Source organism: Bacillus sp. SD088 (genome assembly GCF_017355205.1).
GTDB lineage: Bacteria > Bacillota > Bacilli > Bacillales > Bacillaceae_C > Lederbergia.
In genome coordinates this window covers 1-21578 of the sequence record NZ_JADIJK010000024.1, presented here as the reverse complement: position 1 = coordinate 21578, position 21578 = coordinate 1, and the positions used below count along the sequence as shown (strand labels likewise).

Annotated in this window: 20 protein-coding genes; 12 read left to right on the top strand and 8 right to left on the bottom strand. The window is 39.8% G+C overall.

Features of this window, described 5'->3' with window-relative positions; translation table 11 throughout:
• Positions 1–271 precede the first annotated feature (271 nt).
• Positions 272–1138 (top strand): acetyl-CoA carboxylase, carboxyltransferase subunit beta, encoded by an 867-nt coding sequence (accD, locus tag IPU53_RS18690; RefSeq protein ID WP_207452511.1) that lies wholly within the window; start codon positions 272–274, stop codon positions 1136–1138.
• A gap of 412 nt (positions 1139–1550) precedes the next feature.
• Here the strand turns inward: accD and IPU53_RS18685 are convergent, their stop codons facing one another.
• Together IPU53_RS18685 and IPU53_RS18680 are read right to left on the bottom strand one after the other, a co-directional pair.
• Positions 1551–2711 carry an acyl-CoA dehydrogenase family protein gene (locus IPU53_RS18685; RefSeq protein WP_207452510.1) on the bottom strand — a complete coding sequence of 387 codons (1161 nt, stop codon included), beginning with the start codon at positions 2709–2711 and terminating at the stop codon, positions 1551–1553.
• Between the two features lie 220 nt (positions 2712–2931).
• The gene (locus IPU53_RS18680; RefSeq protein ID WP_207452509.1) at positions 2932–3117 is read right to left on the bottom strand and encodes an H-type small acid-soluble spore protein; all 186 of its coding nucleotides are present in this window, start codon (positions 3115–3117) and stop codon (positions 2932–2934) included.
• Between the two features lie 157 nt (positions 3118–3274).
• Between IPU53_RS18680 and IPU53_RS18675 the strand changes: the two genes are divergently transcribed.
• Complete coding sequence (locus IPU53_RS18675; RefSeq protein ID WP_207452508.1) at positions 3275–3832, top strand: GNAT family N-acetyltransferase; 558 nt, start codon at positions 3275–3277, stop codon at positions 3830–3832.
• 294 nt (positions 3833–4126) lie between these two features.
• Positions 4127–4300 (top strand): hypothetical protein, encoded by a 174-nt coding sequence (locus IPU53_RS18670; protein WP_207452507.1) that lies wholly within the window; start codon positions 4127–4129, stop codon positions 4298–4300.
• A gap of 95 nt (positions 4301–4395) precedes the next feature.
• On the opposite strand, the gene IPU53_RS18665 is transcribed toward IPU53_RS18670, so the two are convergent.
• The gene (locus IPU53_RS18665) at positions 4396–5967 is read right to left on the bottom strand and encodes a multicopper oxidase family protein (RefSeq protein WP_313886528.1); all 1572 of its coding nucleotides are present in this window, start codon (positions 5965–5967) and stop codon (positions 4396–4398) included.
• Positions 5968–6295: 328 nt separating this feature from the next.
• Positions 6296–7297: a hypothetical protein gene (locus IPU53_RS18660; RefSeq protein ID WP_207452506.1), complete on the bottom strand. Its 1002-nt coding sequence runs from the start codon at positions 7295–7297 to the stop codon at positions 6296–6298.
• 146 nt (positions 7298–7443) lie between these two features.
• Here IPU53_RS18660 and IPU53_RS18655 point away from each other — a divergent pair, with 146 nt between their 5' ends.
• The 6 genes from IPU53_RS18655 (at position 7444) to IPU53_RS18630 (ending at position 12317) form a co-directional block, all read left to right on the top strand.
• Entirely contained in the window at positions 7444–8184 is a 741-nt protein-coding gene (locus tag IPU53_RS18655; protein WP_207452505.1) for a hypothetical protein, read from the top strand.
• 151 nt (positions 8185–8335) lie between these two features.
• Complete coding sequence (locus IPU53_RS18650) at positions 8336–9244, top strand: ABC transporter ATP-binding protein (RefSeq protein WP_207452571.1); 909 nt, start codon at positions 8336–8338, stop codon at positions 9242–9244.
• Positions 9241–9978 (top strand): ABC transporter permease, encoded by a 738-nt coding sequence (locus IPU53_RS18645; RefSeq protein ID WP_207452504.1) that lies wholly within the window; start codon positions 9241–9243, stop codon positions 9976–9978. Before IPU53_RS18650 ends, IPU53_RS18645 begins: the two co-directional genes overlap by 4 nt.
• A 3-nt stretch (positions 9979–9981) precedes the next feature.
• Positions 9982–11100 carry a sensor histidine kinase gene (locus tag IPU53_RS25485; RefSeq protein ID WP_313886527.1) on the top strand — a complete coding sequence of 373 codons (1119 nt, stop codon included), beginning with the start codon at positions 9982–9984 and terminating at the stop codon, positions 11098–11100.
• Complete coding sequence (locus IPU53_RS18635; RefSeq protein ID WP_207452503.1) at positions 11097–11699, top strand: response regulator transcription factor; 603 nt, start codon at positions 11097–11099, stop codon at positions 11697–11699. The genes IPU53_RS25485 and IPU53_RS18635 overlap by 4 nt, the downstream gene beginning before the upstream one ends.
• 57 nt (positions 11700–11756) lie before the next feature.
• Positions 11757–12317, top strand: a complete 561-nt coding sequence (locus tag IPU53_RS18630) for a Uma2 family endonuclease (RefSeq protein ID WP_207452502.1) — start codon at positions 11757–11759, stop codon at positions 12315–12317.
• A gap of 352 nt (positions 12318–12669) precedes the next feature.
• On the opposite strand, the gene IPU53_RS18625 is transcribed toward IPU53_RS18630, so the two are convergent.
• The 3 genes from IPU53_RS18625 to lepB form a co-directional block, all read right to left on the bottom strand.
• Positions 12670–15735: an ATP-binding protein gene (locus IPU53_RS18625; RefSeq protein ID WP_207452501.1), complete on the bottom strand. Its 3066-nt coding sequence runs from the start codon at positions 15733–15735 to the stop codon at positions 12670–12672.
• Between the two features lie 672 nt (positions 15736–16407).
• Positions 16408–16719 carry a hypothetical protein gene (locus IPU53_RS18620; RefSeq protein WP_207452500.1) on the bottom strand — a complete coding sequence of 104 codons (312 nt, stop codon included), beginning with the start codon at positions 16717–16719 and terminating at the stop codon, positions 16408–16410.
• A gap of 76 nt (positions 16720–16795) precedes the next feature.
• On the bottom strand, positions 16796–17368 hold the full coding sequence (gene lepB / locus IPU53_RS18615; RefSeq protein ID WP_396019962.1) for a signal peptidase I: 573 nt from the start codon (positions 17366–17368) through the stop codon (positions 16796–16798).
• 190 nt (positions 17369–17558) lie between these two features.
• On the opposite strand from lepB, the gene mscL reads away from it, so the two are divergent.
• Positions 17559–17975: a large conductance mechanosensitive channel protein MscL gene (mscL, locus tag IPU53_RS18610; protein ID WP_207452498.1), complete on the top strand. Its 417-nt coding sequence runs from the start codon at positions 17559–17561 to the stop codon at positions 17973–17975.
• 78 nt (positions 17976–18053) lie between these two features.
• Here mscL and IPU53_RS18605 read toward each other — a convergent pair whose 3' ends face one another.
• Positions 18054–19196 (bottom strand): response regulator, encoded by a 1143-nt coding sequence (locus tag IPU53_RS18605; RefSeq protein WP_207452497.1) that lies wholly within the window; start codon positions 19194–19196, stop codon positions 18054–18056.
• A 321-nt stretch (positions 19197–19517) separates the two neighbouring features.
• Between IPU53_RS18605 and IPU53_RS18600 the strand changes: the two genes are divergently transcribed.
• Together IPU53_RS18600 and IPU53_RS18595 are read left to right on the top strand one after the other, a co-directional pair.
• Positions 19518–20816 (top strand): pyrimidine-nucleoside phosphorylase, encoded by a 1299-nt coding sequence (locus tag IPU53_RS18600; RefSeq protein ID WP_207452569.1) that lies wholly within the window; start codon positions 19518–19520, stop codon positions 20814–20816.
• 109 nt (positions 20817–20925) lie between these two features.
• Positions 20926–21480 (top strand): nitroreductase family protein, encoded by a 555-nt coding sequence (locus tag IPU53_RS18595; protein WP_207452496.1) that lies wholly within the window; start codon positions 20926–20928, stop codon positions 21478–21480.
• The last annotated feature ends 98 nt before the right edge of the window (positions 21481–21578 follow it).

The following is a 21578-nucleotide window of genomic DNA, read 5'->3' as shown; positions in this document are numbered from 1 at the left end:
AGTTTATTAGATGGAAATTGCACGATTGCTGATCTGAAGAAAAGAGGAGCAGAATTTATTCATAATCATTTAGATGAAAGTACAAAGCTTTGGGTATCATCTCAAGAATCATTTGGAACTGTCAGTCAAATTTTATTAAATTAGTATCTAAAAGAGAGTTACTCTGTCAATTAAAGGGATTTTATCAGCTGAGAGTCTTATATATTGAATATTGACATTGAACCAGCGTTTATATTTTATTAAAAAATTTATAATACGAGGGAGCAAACCTATGATCGGTAAATTTTTTAAGAAAAAGAATAAGCATGCAGTCATACCTCCTGAAAATGTTAAACGGACCATTCCAAAAGGGATTATGACAAAGTGTAAAAAATGTGGAGTTATTCAGTATTCAAAAGAACTACAAAAAAATTTGAAAGTATGCATATCATGTGGATTTCATTTTAGACTAAATGCGTATGAACGAATTAATTTTACAGTTGATGAAGAAACCTTTGCTGAATATGATCAAGATTTGATTGCTTCAGACCCTTTATCATTCCCAGGTTATTCAGATAAGTTAGAGAGAAATAAAAAAAGTTCAGGTTTAAAAGATGCTGTTATTACGGGGGAAGCCACAATAGGGGGATTTCCGGTTGTCATTGCAGCCATGAGCTTCGATTTTTATGCTGGTAGTATGGGCGGAGTAGTCGGAGAAAAGTTAGTAAAAGCGATAGAGAAAGCAAGAGAGAAAAAATGTCCACTTATTATTTTTTCAACATCAGGAGGAGCGCGAATGGAGGAAGGAATTTTAAGCTTAATGCAACTGGCGAAGGTTAGTGTAGCTCTTTCTAGATTCGATAAAGCTGGAGGTCTGTTTATTTCGGTCATTACAGATCCAACCTACGGTGGAGTTTCTGCAAGTTTTGTAATGCAGGGGGATATTACAATTGCTGAACCGAAGGCTTCTTTTGGCTTTGCTGGCCGTCGTGTGATTGAGCAAACGATTGGTGAAAAATTACCATCTGACTTTCAAACTTCTGAGTTTAACTTTGAAAATGGTCAGCTGGATAAAATTGTTGAACGTAAGGAAATGAGAAATACCCTTATAAAAGCTCTTGATATCCATCAAATTTCTACTAATCCCCATCTCCAATAGAATACTAGCTAAGAGGAAAAAAGCGCGCTAGTTGTTGGTAATAATGGATGCGTTTACAATTACTCTTTTTTCAAAAGGGGATTTAAAAACAGAGGAAAAGGGAGAAATAACCCCCTTTTCCAATTTCATTGCTTCGGTTTATCCCGAATTAACTGGCAGTAAGACTCCCACTTCAAGAATTCGAGGTGAAAACGAGAATTGTAAGTGGGGGACAACTGCCAGTAAATACCCGATTGGTTCGGGCCTGCAGGACGCAGGTCACAAAGGCGTTGCGACGTACAGGACGTACTAGTGCGGGCGAAACGACAGGATGTCGTGCTTTAAGCCTGCCAACAGAATGTTGCGAATTTAGCCTTTGATCCTTAACATTCAGTGGGGGATGAAAAAAACCCCCACTGAATGAAGTTTCACTTTATCTCTCTTTTTCATCTTCTTGAAGAGCGGTCATCGCTAAGTTTTTAATTGTCATATCGTCCATTGGTGGGTTATGCAAGCCAGCGCGGACATCACGGTAGTAACGTTGCAATGGATTGGTGAGTTGTAAACTCTTCGCACCGACAACACGCATCGCTTGGTCGACAATGTTGATCGCAGAATTGGTGACCGTATGCTTGGCAATGGCAATTTCATTTGTTAAGTATGGTCTTCGTGATTCATCATCATAGGCTGCTGCGACACTATATAATACATGACGCGCCTGGGTTAATTCTAATTCTATCTCCCCTAAATGTTGCTGCACATTTGGTAGTTGGCTGATTGGTCCCTTCAAGCTGTTTGGTGCATGATGATTAGCGAAATGAACAGCATAATCGCGGGCCGCTTGGGCAATTCCAAGATACGTAGCAGGAATATGCAAGGCCCAACCAGCAAATTTTGCCGGGCTTTTCTTATCCGGTAGTTCAATAAGCTTGGTATCTTCCACTTTTACATCCTCTAAAACCAAATCATGACTACCTGTTCCTCTCATCGACATTACATTCCATGTTTCATCCACGGACAATCCTGGTAAGTCTTTATGAAGAAGAAAGAAACCGATCGACTGTTTCTCTTCAATCCAAGCAGAGGTTAAAAAATACGTTAAAACAGGGGAGGCGGTTGTAAACGTCTTTCTGCCATTCAGAACCCAGCCATTTTCTTGTCTTACCGCATTTGTGCCTGGGCGGCCACCGCGTGTCGGGCTCCCCGTTTGCGCTTCACTAACCGATCGATTGGTAATCGCTCCATTTACAATTTCCTTTGCTAAAAAATCCAAGTTTTCTGTTGTCCAAGCTTTTTTCTCATAGATTTCCCCGACAGTCCCCAGATGCCAGCCGATAGAAAGGGAGGTGTTAGAATCATAGCTTGCTAAGGTTTCCTGAAAAAGCACCATATCATAGACTTTTAAACCTTCTCCACCAAATTCCTTTGGTAACGTGATCTTTGTGTAGCCCAAATCAACTAGATCTTGAATGCTTTCTTTTGGAAAGATGCCTTGTTCATCAATTTGCGTGGCTCGACTTTTAAACTTTTCTGCTTTCTCCTGCAATTTGTTTAACCATGCCTGTTGCTGTTCTGAACGAATAAATAAACCCATTTCTGTTTCTCCTCCTGTCCCGTAATGCAATCATGCTTATTTGTTTAGTCGGAATTAGTTGTATTATTTATTCCCCAAAATTTGTTAGTGAAATCGTGGGGCCAAAATGTTCAATAACTTATTAGGCAGTGGGAGGTCGCCTCCCACTGATACGATTGCCCTAATCTTAGGGGATGAAAAAGGCTTTGTCAAGATTGAACTATAGTATTTGCCTCCATGATCACAGCAGTTTTTCAACAAGTTGGGTGAGAGGAACATCCATTTCTTTTTGAGGATCATCCAAAGGGTAAATGCGTGCTGTCTCGTTATGTTCATCTACTCGTTGAATATAAACACGCTCACCTTCGTAGGTGACATGCTTAATATCTCCAGTTTGTACAATTTCTTCAGCTCTTTGTCGATTCAATGAAATCCTCCTCCTTATTCCATATATTTTCTCGGATGTGATACAAATATACCGATAAAAATATCTTGGGATAAAATATGAAGAAACTAAAAAATACAATCGATTTAGGGTAATGACTCGTTTATAATAAGGAAAATGCAAAAAAGGAGTGAGTGAGATGAGCGATCAAGAGATATTTGAAATGCCGGTTTTAGAGACTGAACGATTGCGTCTAAGGAAATTAAAGGATACGGATGTGGAAGACGTATTTTATTATGGGTCGGATGTAAAGGTATCACGATATGTAACATGGGATCGTCATCAGACCATTACAGATACGAAGCAATTTTTAGAGTTTGCGAAGGAAAGATATGCTGAAAATCAAGTGGCTCCATGGGGCATTGAGTGGAAAGAAACCGGGAAGATCATTGGAACGATTGATTTTATTTGGTGGAAACCGAAACATCGAAGCGCCGAAATCGGCTATGTATTATCGCGTGATTTCTGGGGTAAGGGCATTATGACAGAGGCAGCCAAAGAAGTTATCCGCTTTGGGTTTGAAGAAATGGATCTCATGCGAATTCAAGCACGCTGCTTGGATGAAAATATTGGTTCCAGTCGAGTAATGGAGAAAGCAGGAATGAGCTTTGAAGGGATTTTACGCAAAGCAATGTTCACAAAAGGGAAACATTGGGATATTAAGATCTATTCTATTTTGCGGGGAGAGCAATTGTGAAGCGACATTATGTCGCTTTTTTTGTTGTTAAGGAAACTATAAAATTCTTGGCCTGTGGATAACTGTTTACGTTGCGGCTCGACATCCAGCTCCAGCGCCCAGCGACTAGCAAACTTTCGGTTTCTTCCTGCGATAAGTCAACATCCATTCGCTTTCCAAGCTCATGGTGTTTCCTTTATCTCGTCAGAACCCTAAAAAGTTTGTACGTCGCTAAACGGGCGCTTGCGCTTTTGTTCCGCTATAAAGTCCATCAAGCTATGGCAATAGCTGAAATTATTTTATCTGAGCGATATAATGATGGGTCTGAAAGCCTTAACGGCGAATAAAAGCGGCATGATGGCGAATAAAGACAGAGTCATGACGAATAAAAGCAATGTGATGGCGAATAAAAACGGCGTAACAGCGAATAAATCCACCTCAACGGCAAATAAAGGCCCCACAATGTCTCTTAGCTTCATTTTTGTGTAATATATATGCAGATTAAGAGCCTATTATCATCTCGCAATTGCATCAAAGAATTAGGGAGTGAATTGCAGAGAAAAAGGACCTTAGCAGGTCCCTGTTCATTCCCTTTCGACCACTTTCATCGGTCGCATCATATCATAATCTTCATGTTCTAAAATATGGCAGTGCCATACATAATCACCCGGGTTTTCCGTGAATTTCATAATCACACTTGTTACCATACCTACATCCGCTCGAACCGTATCCATCCAGCCTTTTTCATATGGTTCTGGTTCGATTGGTGGCCCCGTGTATTGAATATAGCCATCTTCCTGGAATCGCTCCAAATTAAAGGGTCTTCTGTGTAAAACTTTAAATTGGATAAGATGGATATGCATGGGATGTGGAAAGTTCATTAAGTTAATAAATCGCCATACTTCGGTATCTCCGATAACAGGTTTCTCCGTTACGGGATCATGCCACATTTGATTATCCAACATCATCATCGGGCGATTGTATTCATCTGGCATCGCATCAAGGGTCAATAATCTAATCCTATCTGCACATTTTTCCTCTAATGTAGAATCATCTGGCAACAAGCTTGTGGGAATCTCGCTTGTATCTTTTTGATTGAGTGGCAATGTAACATCAAATCTCATAATGACCCCTGTATTCCCTTCGTCGTTCGTGTTTTGCATAACCAACTTTTTACCCCTTAGCTTCGAAAAGTCAACAATGATTTCTGACCGTCCGGCAGGTTCAATCGGAAGAGTAGTTAACTCAACTGGCTCTGGCAAAAGTCCTCCATCTGTTGCAATTTGGTAAAAGGAGCGCTCATCCCCAATCCGTAATGTATAAGCATTCGTATTTGACGCATTTAAAATACGGAAGCGATATTTCCGCGGCTCGACTTTTAACCGCGGCCAGATTTTCCCATTTACGACCATCGTATCTCCATTAAAAAATGGTTGAACAGATGGATTGATAGGAGCGGGTGGGTCTGTATTTTCTGGATAGAATAAGGAGCCATCCTTTTTAAAGGATTTGTCTTGAATGACAAGAGGCAAATCATAACGATTTTTTGGTAATTTTAGTTTTTTCTCGATGGCATCACGAATAATGTAGAGGCCAGCAAGCCCCGCGTATACGTTTAATCTTGTAATGCCAATTGCGTGATCATGATACCAAAGGGTAGCGCCGTTCTGACGATTGGTATATTCATAAATTTTTCGTTTAAAGGTTTCGCCTGTTTGCGCGAAGTTTCTTGAAAACCATGCTTCTGGATGTCCATCACTTTCCCAAGCCACATTCGCACCATGTAAATGAGTGACTGTCCGTACTTCAGGCGGACCTGCTGATCCATGGAGGGTTCGATCAATCGGTAAAAAGTGCTTCAAAGGTAATTGATTTTTCCATTTCACATAAATAGTTTCATTTTGATTAACTTGGATCGTCGGTCCGGGATACATTCCATCATAGCCCCAAACAGTTGTAGCTGGCATGAGCTTATGGAACCGATGTTTACATTCCTTCATGGTGATTTCATAGTAAGACTTGCCTTTGATGTTTTTAAGTGGTCTAGCTACAGATGGAATCGGTAGGTCATCGACAAACTTAGGAATGGTATCAGGATTGGAAGGATCCACTTTGCTTCCTTTCGGATTAATGGTTTGTATTTTTTTCACCCCCACTTTTTCATCTCCATTTCAGTCTATGTGGCATAGCCATTTATGAATGAGACATAAGCGGAGAGGTGGGAATTTTTAGGGAGGATCCGTTTTTATGAAAAGAGGCTGGGACAAAAATGTTTTCACCAAAGAAAAAAACGAACTAATAGGGTGATACCTCCGCTCCGGAAATATACTTCGCTTTCCGCGGGCGAGTGGCAAGTCTCCTCAGGCTTTGCCTTCCGGGGTCTTGCCGAACTCTCACTTCCCGCAGGAGTCTACGTATATTTTCTCCGCTAAGGTAATGCATTGTTCGTCTTGAGGGCTTAACATTTTAATTTTGTCCCAGCCTCTAGGAAGAATCCTTATTGCGGTGAGAGAACTGTTTTTGCTTGTTGCTTTCAAGAAACTTTTCAAAGTCAGTGAAGGAATCATTTTCCTCTGGTTGCTGGTCAGTGCTATGGATAGTTTCCTCTTCTTGGGTATTGAGGGTGAAAAGATCGCCCTCTTCATCGGTCTTTTTTGGATATGCATCATCAATGGATCCTTTATTCACTGGTTCACTAGTTAGATCCGTTTTACCAGGTTCCAATGCATCTTCTGCTTGACGCTTTAGCTTTACGGTGGCAAGCACTTGTACAAATCGCTTGAGAGCTTCCTTTTTCATTAATTCCATATTATCTTGATGATCGGTTGTATCTGACCCTCTGATCACTTCTTTCATTAAGGAAAAGCCTTGTTCTAAGGTTTTAAATTGTTTTTGATAAGCATTTGTTCCTCGTTTTAATTGAATATGTCCATTCTTCATTGTTGCTTCATAAAAAATTAGTGTATGGGTCATATGAGCAGCCGTTATCTGTAGCTGCAGGGAAGTAATGGTTTCAGGCTCCATGCTAGGATCACTTCCTGTTCGTTTTTCCAAAGTGTAGTGTTCATTTATAATCATTTCAACAGCTTGAATGTCAGCAAATTCATAGGAAAACACTTGAAAGGTCATTTCTTTTTGAGGTAGTTTCATAGTTGGATCATTTGGTAACCAAATACAGACTCTCTTTTCTTGTTCGTCCAATGCAATCCGTGTTAACAGAGAGTCAGGAGAAATGACCTGTGTTTCTGTAAATGCCTCTATTTCTGGACGGAAGCTGGCTATATAATTTTTGTATCTTTCCCGATTGGCGTCTTCTATCTCAGAAGCGCGCGCCATAAAAGCAATGGAAATCACGAGCAGAACGATTAGCAGTACGATCCCGATCCCAAGTTGTCCGATAGTGATTAAAAAGATTAAAAGGCCGATTCCTATAGGAATAAACGAGCAGCCTAAATAGCCAATAAGATTAGAATGGCGTGAGGACATGGTGAATATCTCCTCTCTGAAGATAGTTTTAATCTGTTTATACGAGGAGAAGGAAAGAAAGTTTCAATTTTTTACAATTTCCTATCCCTTTGCATACGATATTATAATTCATTGGCAAGGGGATGGTATGCGAGATGGGATTATATATGAATAAGAATCAACATCCAGCGCTTTATAAAACGGCAATGGATGTGCAAGCGAAAAATCAAGGAAGTTATCAATATGATGGTTGGACGGAATTTTTAAAAGAACAAAAGCGAGCCAATCAAGAATTCAATCAGGCTTTTCTAATACTCAATCAGTTACACCAAAACCAAGATCGCAAACATGAACAGCAGTGGAGAGAGGTTGGCGGACAAATTGAGGAACTGAGGAAGATGAATGTTCGGAGGGAAGCGTCTGAAAAGTTTGCTTTAGAGCTTTTAGAAAAAATAGAAGGACAGCAGGTAAATAGCGTGGACATGGAGGAAAAGCTGAATCGAGAAATCGCTGATCATATCGATAGGGTCTATGTATCAAACAAGGAAATGATGCAGCGGCTGGATCAACTTGTTATGGCGGGGGAGCAAATAGAGATGCAAGTTAAGGAGACGGAACAGAAATTATCACATCAGTTGTTTGAACTTCGCGAGGAAACCATGAACAAAATCGATAAGCAAGAAACGAAACAGCAGACGATAAATCAGCAAATGGAAAAACAAGATGCCCACCATCAAGAGGTGATCGAGAGACTAGATAGACAGGAAGCTGTTTCGGAAAAAATCATCCGGGAAATTCAACATATTCGGTCCATCCTATTCGAAAGAGCCAGCTTTTTGGCTGAAAAAATCGAAAATGGCTACAAACTAACCTCTTCCTACCTGCAAAAAATTGTTCAAAATTCATAAACGGGGGCCTGACCCCCACCGTGGTAACGCTTTAATACAGCGGGGGTCAGGCCCCACAATGACAATTGTCATGTCAAATCCATTACATAATCAACTGAAATTTCCAGGTTTGGAGCGGTAGGATAAGGGGAGAGATGTTGGGGGTGGAATGATGGAAGCTGTAGTGAGCATTGAGCATTTGTCGAAGACGTTTAAAGGGAAGAGAGCGGTGGATGATGTTTCTTTCTCGATTTATCCGGGAGAGGTTGTGGCAATTCTTGGACCAAATGGGGCGGGGAAGACGACGACCATCTTGATGATGCTGGGATTGCTAAATCCTACGGAAGGGTCAGCTCGATTATTTGGTCAGGATGCGAAAGCCAAGGCAGTTCATGAAAGAATCGGTGTGATGTTGCAAGAGGTGAGTTTAATGGACGGCTTAAAGGTGAGAGAAATTCTTCGTCTTTTTCGTAGTTATTATCCGAGTCCTCTTCCGTTAGAAACATTAATGGATATGACAGGGTTGGCAGAAGCTGATTTAAGAAAGCGGGTTGAGAAATTATCGGGTGGACAGAAGCGTAGAGTCGCCTTTTCATTGGCCTTGGCTGGGAATCCAGATTTACTGTTTTTTGATGAACCAACGGTGGGAATGGATATCGCGGCTAGAAAAGCTTTCTGGGAGAATATTTTGGCCTTAAAGAAACAAGGCAAAACGATTCTTTTTTCTACGCACTATTTACAAGAGGCCGATGATATTGCCGATCGGATCATTTTATTTCAAAATGGCAGAATTATGGCAGATGGAAAACCAGATGATATGAAGAAGCAATTAACCAAGCAATCCGTTTCCTTCATTACCAAGGATCGTTTTCCAAAGAAGCTTTTTCTCCAGGAACCTTTTGTTTCTGACTGTTTTGTTCAAGAGGGAAGAATGGTCATTTCAACAGACGACACAGATGCTGTGTTAGCAAAAATTTATGCCCAGCAGCTTGAGGTGAGGGATGTTCGTGTTGAAAAAGGACGATTGGAAGAGGCCTTTGAACAGTTAGTGAATCAGGGAAGGGAAGGGGAGACAGGATGAAGATGTTCAGGTATCAATGTCATGCTGAAATGCTGCGGATGTTGAGAAATCCGTATTATCTATTCTGGTCACTTCTCATGCCGATTGTGTTCTATTTTATTTTTACAAAAGTAGTGAATACCGGTGTTCCTGATCAAGATGAGTGGAATGCTCACTACTTGATGTCAATGACCACTTTCAGTGTAATGGGAAGTTCGATTATGACAATGGGCATCCGTTTAGTGGAAGAGCGTTCAAAGGGCTGGACGACTTTTATTCGCGTCACCCCATTATCAGACCTCGTCTATTATTCGGCAAAAATGGTCGGCCAGACAATGGTTCATATCTGCTCTGTGCTTGTCATTTTTATTACAGGGGTCCTTTTAAACGGTGTCAGTTTATCTGCGTTGGAATGGATTTTTAGTGCTGGCTGGATTTTACTTGCCTCTTTGCCATTCTTAGCACTGGGGATCTTGATCGGAACGATGAGACGTGTAGATACGGCAATAGGTGTGAGTAACGTTATGTATATGGCGCTTGCGATTACCGGCGGCATGTGGATGCCAATGGAGATATTACCAAATATCATTCAAAAAATTGGCGCATGGCTTCCAGCTTATCATTTTGGGAATGGCGCTTGGGAAATTATTCGCGGGCATGCACCGGAATTTAGAAATTTTGCTATTTTGGCCGCCTATCTGCTTGTATTCATGGTATTATCAACGTATATAAGAAGGAAACAGGAAGCGGTGTAGTCAGTGAAAAATATTCACATATTCCCAAAAAAGTTTGGCTTTTTCCCTTATATCTTTCTCGTTTATTTACTCATGCCCGTACTTTATATTTCAAATGAAAAAGGGTGGAAGCTATTCATCGGCTACACCCTTCTTTTGCTTTTTTTGGTCTCGTATCGCCAGCTTTTTTGTTTTCCTCCTGTAAAAATCTACGTTTGTTGGTTAGCGATTCAATTAGCCATTATTGTCATTCTAAGCCTTTGGTATGGTCCTTATAATTTATTCTTAGGTTTTTTTCCATCAAACTTTATTGGTTGGTTTGAACATAAAATCTTGTTTAAGCGGGCTTTAATTGCGTTTAGTTCTGTGATTATTGGCACTCTAATACTGTTGTTTATTCAGGAAACCCATATCGAAACCCTCTCCTTTTTACCGTTTATTGCAGTCATGCTGATCTCCCCGTTTGGGATTCGTTCCATGAATAAACGGATGGAATTGGAAAAGGAATTGGATCAAGCCAATGAAAAAATTAAAGAGCTTGTAAAAAGGGAAGAGCGCGTCCGGATTGCTCGAGATCTTCATGACACATTGGGGCACACGCTTTCTTTGATTACATTACAGAGTCAGCTCATCCAGAGATTGGTGAAGAAACAACCAGAGCGGGCGATTGCGGAGGCGCGCGAAATGGAAGGCACTTCTAGGTCAGCCCTTCGCCAGGTTAGAGAACTGGTTTCAGAAATGCGAGCGCTGACGATTGCAGAAGAATTAATTCACATGGAACAGATTCTGCATGCAGCTGGGATTGGATTTTTACAAAAAGGAGGGACCCAATTTACACATCTTCCCCCACTCGTGCAAAACATCATCGCAATGTGTCTGCGTGAAGCAGGTACAAATATTGTCAAACATAGTAAAGCTCAGAGTTGTCTCGTGCATTTTCAAGAGGAAAATGGCTTTTTTTCAGTCAGGGTTCAGGATGATGGCATTACGGCTACTGAAAATATAAAGGTAGGTAATGGTTTACGGGGGATGAAGGAACGATTGTCTTTACTAAACGGTCAAGTAGAATTCAAAGTGGAAAAAGGAATGACATTGGACATCACGGTGCCACTTATTTTGAAGCAAGAGGAGATGACGCTATGATCCGGATTGTCATTGCAGAAGATCAACGAATGTTAAGGGGAGCACTTGGTACACTTTTAGATTTTGAAGATGATTTAGACGTGGTGGGGCAAGCGAAGGATGGGAAGGAAGCAATGCTTTTGATAGAACGATTACGACCAGATATTTGTTTGATGGATATTGAAATGCCGCTCAAAAGCGGGTTAGATGTAGCAGAGGAGTTAAAACAGTCATCTTCCCCGTGTAAGGTGATGATCTTGACAACTTTTGCACGCCCAGGGTATTTTGAACGAGCGATCAAGGCAGGGGTCCATGGATACTTATTAAAAGATGGTTCGATTGATGAGTTAGCGGACTCAATTCGTAAGGTGATGCAAGGGAAACGGGAATACGACCAGGAGTTAATTCTCAATGTGTACCAAGCAGATAATCCATTAACAGAGAGAGAACAAGAAATACTACGATTATCAGCTGAAGGAAAAACAGCTAAGGAAATTAGCAGGCAATTATATCTCTCAGCTGGTACTGTGCGAAATTATATGTCTGAAGTCCTACAGAAACTAGAGGCAAAGAATAAAATAGAAGCGATTGCGCGGGCGCAGGAAAAAGGGTGGATTTAGGAGAAGAGTAGGCGGAAATGATATACTACAAGTAAATGAAGTTTGGAGGGACTTTACATGCATGTATACCAGAATGGCCCCCACTCATTGGAGGAGTATTGGCAAATTCGTGAAAACAATGAAGCATTACTAGAGTATATCGATGGAGTGATTTACATGTCTCCATCACCTTCGACGAAACATCAACGAGTTTCACGCAAGCTAGGGAGAGCATTTGAGGAATTTCTCGATGGAAAATCATGTGAATTGTTTTATGCCCCTTATGATATTGAATTGAAAAGCGAAAAGGTGGATGGTACAAGAATTGTGATTCCGGATATCACGATTATTTGCGATCCAAGCGGCTTCACGGATGCTAGATATGTCGGCGTACCTGATTTGCTTGTGGAAATTCTTAGTCCATCCAATCAATCGCATGATCTAATCACGAAGCTTAATCTTTATATGAACTATGGTGTGAAGGAATATTGGATCGTCAATCCGATGCTTGACACCATTACTGTCTATACATTGAATGGAGATGGGATGTACGAGCAACATGACGTGAAAGCAGGGACAGGCCTTATTACCTCCAAGTTTTTCACGGGTTTCCAACTGGACTTGACGGAGGTCTATTAAATAAAACAGCGACAGCTTATGCTGATTATTTACTTTATTTCCTAATGTATAATGTTTGATCCAAAAGTTTATTCGATCAATTTTACTGTTATAGAAAATAATGAATGAGCCATGTTCAAAGATAAGAATTTATAAAATTTCCTTTAGGGCTTTGTTGGAACCGGATGCATGTGTAGTCTAGCCCTGAGAGGCTCGCAGGATATGAGTACATCGGAGAAGATGCGGACGTGGCGTCCTTAGTCAGTGTGCTACTAAATCACCTGAGCCAATAAAAATTAAAACTGGATTTTACTTAGCTCAGGTGATTTGCTTGTCGAGACAGGCCAAGGCATTTCCGCTTTTCTTCCATTCTTTATTTAGGGATCCGAAAGCTAATCGTTGTTCCATGGTCTAGTTCACTTTGGACGCTTAGGCCTTTTCCATAAAGCTTCATCAACCGAGAGTGAACGTTTCGAAGTCCCACGCTTGTTCGCTCACTTGCTTTTTCTCGAGTTAAAAGCCTATTAATTTTTTCAGCTGTCATTCCTACTCCATTATCCGTGATGGAAACCTCAATATCAGATGAGTGCTCGATAATATCAATAGAAATTGTCCCTCCTTCGGCAAGTTTGAGGATACCGTGTTTAACAGCATTTTCAACGAGAGGTTGTATCGATAACGGGGGAAGTAGAATAGTAGCATTCGTATCCAACCTCCATTTGATCGTCAATCGATTGCCAAACCTTGTTTTTTCAATATATAAGTAAGAGCGCACCAAGGAAAGTTCCTGCTCTAGAGGAATAACAGGATCCGCGTTATGAAAATCAAAACTCAAGCGTAAATAATTATTAAATTCATCAAGAAGTTGTTGCATTTTGGAAATATCCAATTCTCCAAGGGCCGCAATGGAATTTAAGGTATTGAAAATAAAGTGTGGTTGAATTTGTGATTGTAGCCAAGCTCCTTCCATACGGATATGTTCTTCGATGGAAACTTTCAATTTTATTAAGGCTTGAACTCTTGCTTTTAATTCCAGTGAAGCAACAGGCTTCGTCACATAATCATTTGCTCCTGCCTGAAAACCTGCTAATATATCTTCCGTACGTGTACGTGCAGTTAATAAGAGTACGGGTAGCTCCGAAATAGAAAAACTTTTTCGAATTAGTTGTGTTAACTCATATCCGGATATTTGCGGCATCATCACATCAGCAATGACAAGATCATAGGACTCTGTTTGGAACTTTTCAATGGCTTGTTTTGCACTAGTTACCCCTATAATTAGGCAATTTTCTTCCCCAGCAAGGATTGATTGGAGAATACCTACATTTATTGGATCATCATCCACGATTAAAATTTTTTGTTTTCCTTGCGCGTTTTTAGTGCTATTCGACTGCAAGCTGTCTGTTATTGTTGCAGCAAGTTCAGTGTTTTCTTTGATGATTTGAGATGTCGATATTTTGGCATTATGAGCCCCTTTAAATAAAGGGAGTGTAAAAGTGAAAACAGAACCCTTTCCTGGAGTAGACTGAACAGTTAAATCCCCATTTTGCAATTGCACTAATTGCTTGCAAATACTTAATCCTAAACCAAATCCACCGCTGCCCCTTTCTTTATTGACTGTTGCTTGTTCATAAGGCTTGAATATATGCGCCATTTCCTTTTCCTGAATTCCAATTCCAGTATCCTCTATTTTTATATAAGCCATTTCCTGATGAATAGTTGCTCGGACCGTAATGGTTCCTTCGTCCGTAAATTTCACTGCATTATGAATTAAATTAAAAAGGATTTGAATCAGGCGAGTTTCATCTGCTGCTACAGGAGGGAACGAGTCTGGTATATCTATTCGCAGCTGAACTGCCTTTCCTTCCGCCATTAACTTCGTCATATCGATTACACCAGCAACCACCGTTTGGATAAAAATTTTTTCAATATGCAATGGAATTGTCTTTTCCTTTAATCTTGTCACATCCAGTAAATCATTTAACATAAAGGACATCCTTTTAGCCACATTATCTAAAATGGACAAACGTCTCCGATGTTCTTTGTGAAGAGGGGCTGTTTTGTCATCTAAAAGAGATTGAATAACATTTGAAATACCGTGTAATGGGTTCCTTAGCTCATGTGAGGTATTGACTAAGAAATCATCCTTACGTTGATTCTCCAACTGTAATTTTTCCGCTAAATGTTTTGCATCAGAAGCGATCCGTGAAAAGCGTTTAAACCAAAAGGCCGCAAAACAAAGTAGGGCAATGATAAGGTCAAATGGATAATGCATTGTGGTTGTTGTGAAATTATGGATCAAGGTCCAAATAATATTTACGCCTATACTGAGACAACCAAGTATTAAAAAGATGCTCTCTTCTTTAGGTATCTTTACTTTTCGGAGGATTAAGATGGATATTATAATAGAACAAGCGAAAACGACATAGAACAGTACCCTGGTTGAGAGTATGATGGTCCTTGGTGGTGCTACTAGCATAAATAATGCGTATATTATACAAAAAGCAGTGAAATACCTTAATAACTGCTTATTGGAGTTTATAGGAAATAATTTGTTAATAATGTGTGGGATAAATGCTCCAACACCGATATAGGATAAGAAGGTAATTCTGGTTCTCCAATCATAATCTACTGGAATCCATCTAAATAATAATTTATCATCCGAGCTAAGTACACTAATAATGGTGCATAGAAGCAGTAGGGAGAAAAAAAGTAAACCCTGCCTAGGTTTAAAGCGAATGAAATATAAGATGGCAGCGTAAACACTATGTAATAATAAGACACCACAAAGCAAAAGCTGTAGCCCTTCTGATAATAATTTGCGATGCTGAATGGCATCCATTGATCCAAAATGAATGGGGTTTATAATGCCGCCGCTACTTTTGTTGCTGGAAGCATGGATCATTAGCTCTATTTCATTGTTATCTAAATTAAATGGAGCGGTAAAGGGAACATTACTCCCTTTGTAATTTTTTACGGAAGTGGCTACCTGACCAGCTTTACCGATAAGCTGGCCATTCACGTAGATAGCGGAAGCATTATTGTATTTTTGATTGATGAGTAGCCCCCAAAACTTTTCATCATTGTCATCTAGTAATATACGGAGCCTGTACGTTCCATAATGAAAGGAATCGTCCTTTTCAAACGATGTATTCCAATTACTTGGTACAGTGATAAATCTAGTTGCAGGTTTATTTAACTGTTCAGATGATGTTATGAATGTAGAAGGATAAAAGTCCCATTCTCCGTTTAATTGAAGCGTTTCTCTATCATTAAAATCCCATCCACGTAAATCGAGTACACCATGATGTGCATGTGGGGAATCTTTATAGTCAAGTGTAGTTAAAAAGCTCATCCAGGAAAATCGAATAGCTGTTATGATAATAAGAAAAATGATAATAAAGAAAGACCATTTAGATGGTTTAATAGATTCTATCATGAATATTCATTCCCCATATGTAATCCTACACCCGCAATCATATCAATTAAAATGGCCTTCAACATACATCCCCCCTTATTCCAATAAGAATGTTCGGTTCATTACATTGTATAAGATGTATGTAGGCAAAACAATGCATATTAATGCATTCTCTCCATAAAAAGAATGTTTTCTATCAATCCGATATCCCTCATAATCGATTGCTCTATTATTTTAAAGGACTTTAGCATTTAATGTGAATCTCATGTTATTAACTTTTATATAGACGCTACATCCAAAAACATGGTATGAGTTCTTATTTCAAGGATAAGTATTTATACCTAATTTGTATTTCTTATCCAACCTTGTTTAAAATTATTGAGTAAGTTTAAAGTACTCTTTAGCATACATAAGTATGCCACTGAATATAAGGGAGGGGAAGTGAGAAAAAGAGTAAGTCTGCTGTTACCTTTGATGAGGAGGCTAGGAAAACCCTGAAGCTAAAGGAAGTTTTTTATTATCAAAGCTAAAGTAATGGCTGGAGAAACTTCAGAAGACGAGAACGAGCAATCAGTTACACAAGGAGAGACGGACCTGACAGAAGAAAATAATCATTCTGATGAAGAGAAATTTCAGGTCAGGTCAAGAACGCCTTTCTTTTCTCATAACATATACTTGTCGAAGGTAGCGGCCTTACGCTTTTCTTGATCCACAATGCGGGCAAGAGCTTAATGCGGCATCAAATTCATATTGACAATTGGGACATTTTTTGACCTCTGCTCCACACTGTTTCCTCAGGAAGTGACTTTGTTGCTGTAAATACTGAAGAATCGTCTCTTGTTTCTCTAGTACGTTCGCTAAAGCAAATTGGATGATAGCAAAAATAGCACCCCCTACGACCGCAAGCAGAAACATCCAAAAGCTCCCAGAAAGAAAGCCGACCACCAAACTTATCACCACTCCTATGATGCCAAAAACATATAAAGCCGTTACGATTCCAATCACTCCCTTTCTTTGAAAGAATGTTGGGGACTGTCCCTCAACGCGTTAACGTGCTACCGGGTTGGGGGACAGTCCCCAATTAATGTGTCATGCGAATATTTTGAAAAGGGAAAATTACTAACTTACTTTTCCCAATGATCTCGTCCTCCGGGATAAAGCCTAAAGAAAAGGGTGCTACACCACGACTATCCATACTATTTGGTCGATTATCGCCCATGACAAAATATTGATTTTTTGGAACGGTAACGGGCTCAAAGTCCTCTGTTAGTTTGGTGCCATGCTGATTTGTAATCTTTTTTGCTTCATTTAAATAGGATTCATCTATTTCTTTGCCATTAATTTGCAAATGATCATTCTCCATTGCGATTGTTTCACCGGGGAGCCCAATCACCCTTTTGACATAGTTTATTTTTTCTTCAGGGTCTTTAATGATGACGATATCCCCTCGATGGATGTCTCCGATCCAATTGATTGTTTTACTGACAATGATTTTTTCGCGATCATGCAGAGTCGGTTCCATCGAAGCACCATCGACTGAGACAGGGGTAAATAAGAATGTACGAATGGCGATCGTAATTACGACAACAATGACCAGGGTTTTCACCCATTCATACTTATTTTGTTTATCTTCCATACATAAAGCCTCCTTCATCCAATGCCTCTTTTTATTATAAAGAGAATCGAACTTGAAATGGTAGAATTTTGCGGAAAAATAAAGAATAGGACATTGGTCCTTTGTTTGCAATCCAGCTTGAGCTTTTAAAGAAAAACTGATACGCTTTTTGAGGAAATTTCGCTCGAAATACATAGACAATATAGTGATGAAAAGGGAGGCAATTATTTTGTGGGAAGAATTTAAAAAATTTGCGATCCAAGGAAATGTAATGGATTTAGCAGTAGCGGTTGTGATAGGGGGCGCGTTTGGGAAAATCGTCTCCTCCTTGGTTGAAGATATCATTATGCCGCTAGTTGGCGCACTGCTTGGCGGCCATAGTTTTAAAAATCTCTTTTTCTTAATCGGAGACGCGAAAGTAGCTTATGGCGTCTTTATTCAAAGTGTAGTTGACTTCATTATTATCGCTGCTTCTATCTTCCTATTTATCAAATTAATAGGAAGCCTGAGAAGGAAAAGGGAAGAAGCGGTCGTGGAAGAAGAAATAGAAATTGCACCAGATGTGGCACTACTATCAGAAATTCGTGACTTGTTGAAAGAGCAAAATCACAAGGAGGAAGTCGGAGAACGAGATTCAACATTGTAAATATGCACAATAACAGAAAGACGAAGCGAGAAAAGGTATCGTGCTTCGTCTTTTTGTATGGGTATTCTAGGCATCATGCTAGGTTCCAGCCTCTGTTTTTCTCTTATTACGGTATTGATCATACCATTCCTGAATAACAGGGGATATGGAGAGATCTAAATTCTCCAAAGTCCTTTTCAATTGGTTATATTGATGGTCTATTAATAGCCCATAGTTAAAACGGGCATATAATTTCATTAATGCAAAATGGGAATGTTCGTCTTCTGGCGCTATAGCGCAAATTTTAAGATACCAAGCTTCGGCTTCTTCCAGATCTTGATTGTTTTCATACCACTCCGCTATTCGGGTAGCAGTCTTCACCCATAACTGATCCAAGCGGTATCGCTCTGACTCAGCCCAAATGTAATCATAGTCTTGTAGGTAAGAACCTGTATATAAATTCATCGTTTCCTCATATTTCGTAATCGACTTGGAGTCAATGGATAGAGCACTTTGTACCGTTTTTTCCCATTCGTTAATATCAATGAAGCTATTTTGAATGACCAGCATATAGCCCCCTGTTTCATTTTTAATGGACAAATGCTCCCTCAATGGATGCAGTGTTTTTCTTGTGTGATAGATCGCAGTATACAACTGAGGATAAGCCTTATCCTCATCCATTTCTGGCCACAGGATTTCCAGTAGTTCCGTCTTATGAATAGATTTCCCAAAGTTATGAAGTAAATAGAGAAATAGTTCTTGAGATTTAGATGTTCGCCATTTTAAATTAGGTAGTTTTTTTTCAGCTAAAGAAAGGGAAAATTCACCACATACTTTTATTTGTAAGGAGGTACGGATGGAAAAGGGATCATTCGTTTGAGCGCGAATATTTACTTCGATCCGTTCCAATGCTTTTTGCAGGCGATCTAATTGGAGCGGTTTCATAACGTAGTCTAGTGCATTTAATTCGAAAGCTTGTAAAGCATATTCTTGATGAGCTGTGACGAAAATGACCATTAGGGATGAATTGATTTCTAAAAGCTGAGACGCCAACTCTAACCCATTTGTATTTGGCATTTCTATATCCAAAAACACAACTTGAATCTCTTGAAGTAATAAGGAATGCTTTTGCAGATTAAAATAGTTAAATTTCCCCGCAATTTGTAAATTGCTTATTTTTTTAATTTGGAATTCAAGATATTCCAAAGCTAATGGTTCATCATCAATAAGTATGGCCCTCACGAATATTCTCCCCTTAATCACTATGTGAATTACAGTTATTGACATTGTATAAGAAGTTCATCTATAAGACAATGAAGTTCATTCGGCTGTAGGTTTACACACTCACTCGTATACATCGTATTCTAATAATTCATCTAGTCCCAGGCAATTTTGGGAATCAAGCCCCCCCAGCTGATTCTATTAGCTGACATTATGCCTTTATATCTAGCATACTTGTGATTTGTGAAAAAACGTAATAGATCTTTTAAGGCTAATTGAATAGGAGGATTTTGACATATCCTTCAGAAATAATAATATTAAAGGAAGGAAAGGGTGATGGAATTGAGAATGGTTGATATTTTAGCAAAGAAAAGGGATGGAGAATCTTTATCTAGTGAAGAGATTCGCTTTGTTATTGATGGATATACGACTGGGAGCATTCCTGATTATCAAATGTCTGCGTTTTTAATGGCCGTTTATTTCCAAGGCATGACAGCGGAAGAAACCGCGACACTTACCATGGCGATGGTGGACTCAGGCGATACAATTGACTTAGCAGATATTCGTGGAGTGAAAGTCGATAAGCATTCAACAGGAGGAGTCGGAGATACAACGACATTAATCTTAGCTCCACTTGTAGCAGCTCTAGGAGTTCCAGTTGCGAAAATGTCTGGTAGAGGATTGGGGCATACAGGCGGAACGATCGATAAATTAGAGTCCATTCCCGGTTTCCATGTAGAAATCTCGGAACAAAGGTTTATGGAGCTAGTGAACCGTAATAAGATTGCGGTTGTCGGTCAGTCGGGGAATTTAACCCCAGCTGATAAAAAAATCTACAGCTTACGTGATGTAACCGCGACAGTTAATTCAATCCCATTAATCGCGAGCTCCATTATGAGTAAAAAAATTGCAGCGGGTGCAGACGCAATTGTATTGGATGTCAAAGTCGGCTCAGGTGCTTTTATGAAAAGCTTAGCAGATGCGGAAGCTTTGGCAAAAGCCATGGTGGAAATTGGCAACCAAGTGGGGAGAAAAACAAGTGCTGTGATATCGGATATGAGTCAACCCCTTGGTTTTGCTGTTGGAAATACGCTTGAGATGAAAGAGGCCATTGAAACCTTGCAGGGGAATGGTCCGGCGGATTTACAAGAGCTATGTCTTGTCTTAGGCAGTAAAATGGTCCTGTTAGCAGGTGCGGCAGAAACAGAGGAAGAAGCGCGCGCGCATTTACTGGAAGTAATCGAAAATGGAAAGGCCTTATCAGTTTTTAAACAATTTTTAAAAGATCAAGGTGGAGATCCCACTGTTGTGGATGACTTTCAAAAACTACCAGAAGCCAAGTATCAAATTCCAGTAAAAATTAAGGAATCTGGCTTTATTTCCGAAATTATTGCAGAGGAAATCGGGATCGCAGCTATGATGTTAGGGGCAGGTCGGGAAACCAAAGAATCAAAGATCGATTTAAGCGTTGGTGTCGTTTTACATAAAAAAATCGGTGATACGGTTGCAAAGGACGAGGTTATTGCCACCATTCACAGCAATAAGGAAATGGTTGAAGATGTTGCAATGAGAATCCAGAATGCATATCGATTTTCCAAGGAAAAGCCCGAATCTGTCCCATTGATCCATGGATATTTTTAGAGGGAAGGAGTCTCAGAACGAGGCTCTTTTTAGTTGTTTCTTGATTTAAAAAAGAATCATGGTATGATAAATGAATGAAAATGATTATCATTATCTTTGGAGGTTGAAAATGTTAGCGACTACATCGATTGCTCAAATTATTCGGGAAAGAACTTCCGTAAAGAACGGATATCTTGATAAGGAAGTCAGCCAAGATCTTGTCCTATCATTATTGAAAGATGCTGTCTGGGCACCAAACCACAAACTTCGTGAACCATGGCGGTTTATCTTTGTGTCTGGCGAGAGAAGAGACGCGTTTATTAAAGCGATTCTACCTTGTCATGAGCGAAGTATGCATGATTCAGTTCGTAATAAATTTAACATTGTTCCAGCATTTCTAGTTGTTGTTATTGACGACGACCCCCGTCAGAAACAAGCAGAAGAAAACTTTGCTGCAGCAAGCTGCATGATTCAAAATTTACAGCTGCTAGCATGGGAAAAAGACTTAGGCATGGCCTGGAAAACACCGCAGCATATCCGTGACCCGCAATTTCGTGAAGCACTCAATATCCAACCAGGTGAAAAAATTATTGGCGTCCTAAACGTCGGTTACTTTGATAAAGACATCATCGCCCAAAAAGTGCGGAAGCGAATTGATCCTGCGGAAAAAATGACCAGTTTTTAAAATGAAATATATGCTTGTGGCCCACCATCATATGATGGTGGGCCGCTTTGTGTTGGGAAACTCGTAAAAGGGAGAGCTGGCTCGTAAATCGAGTGCAA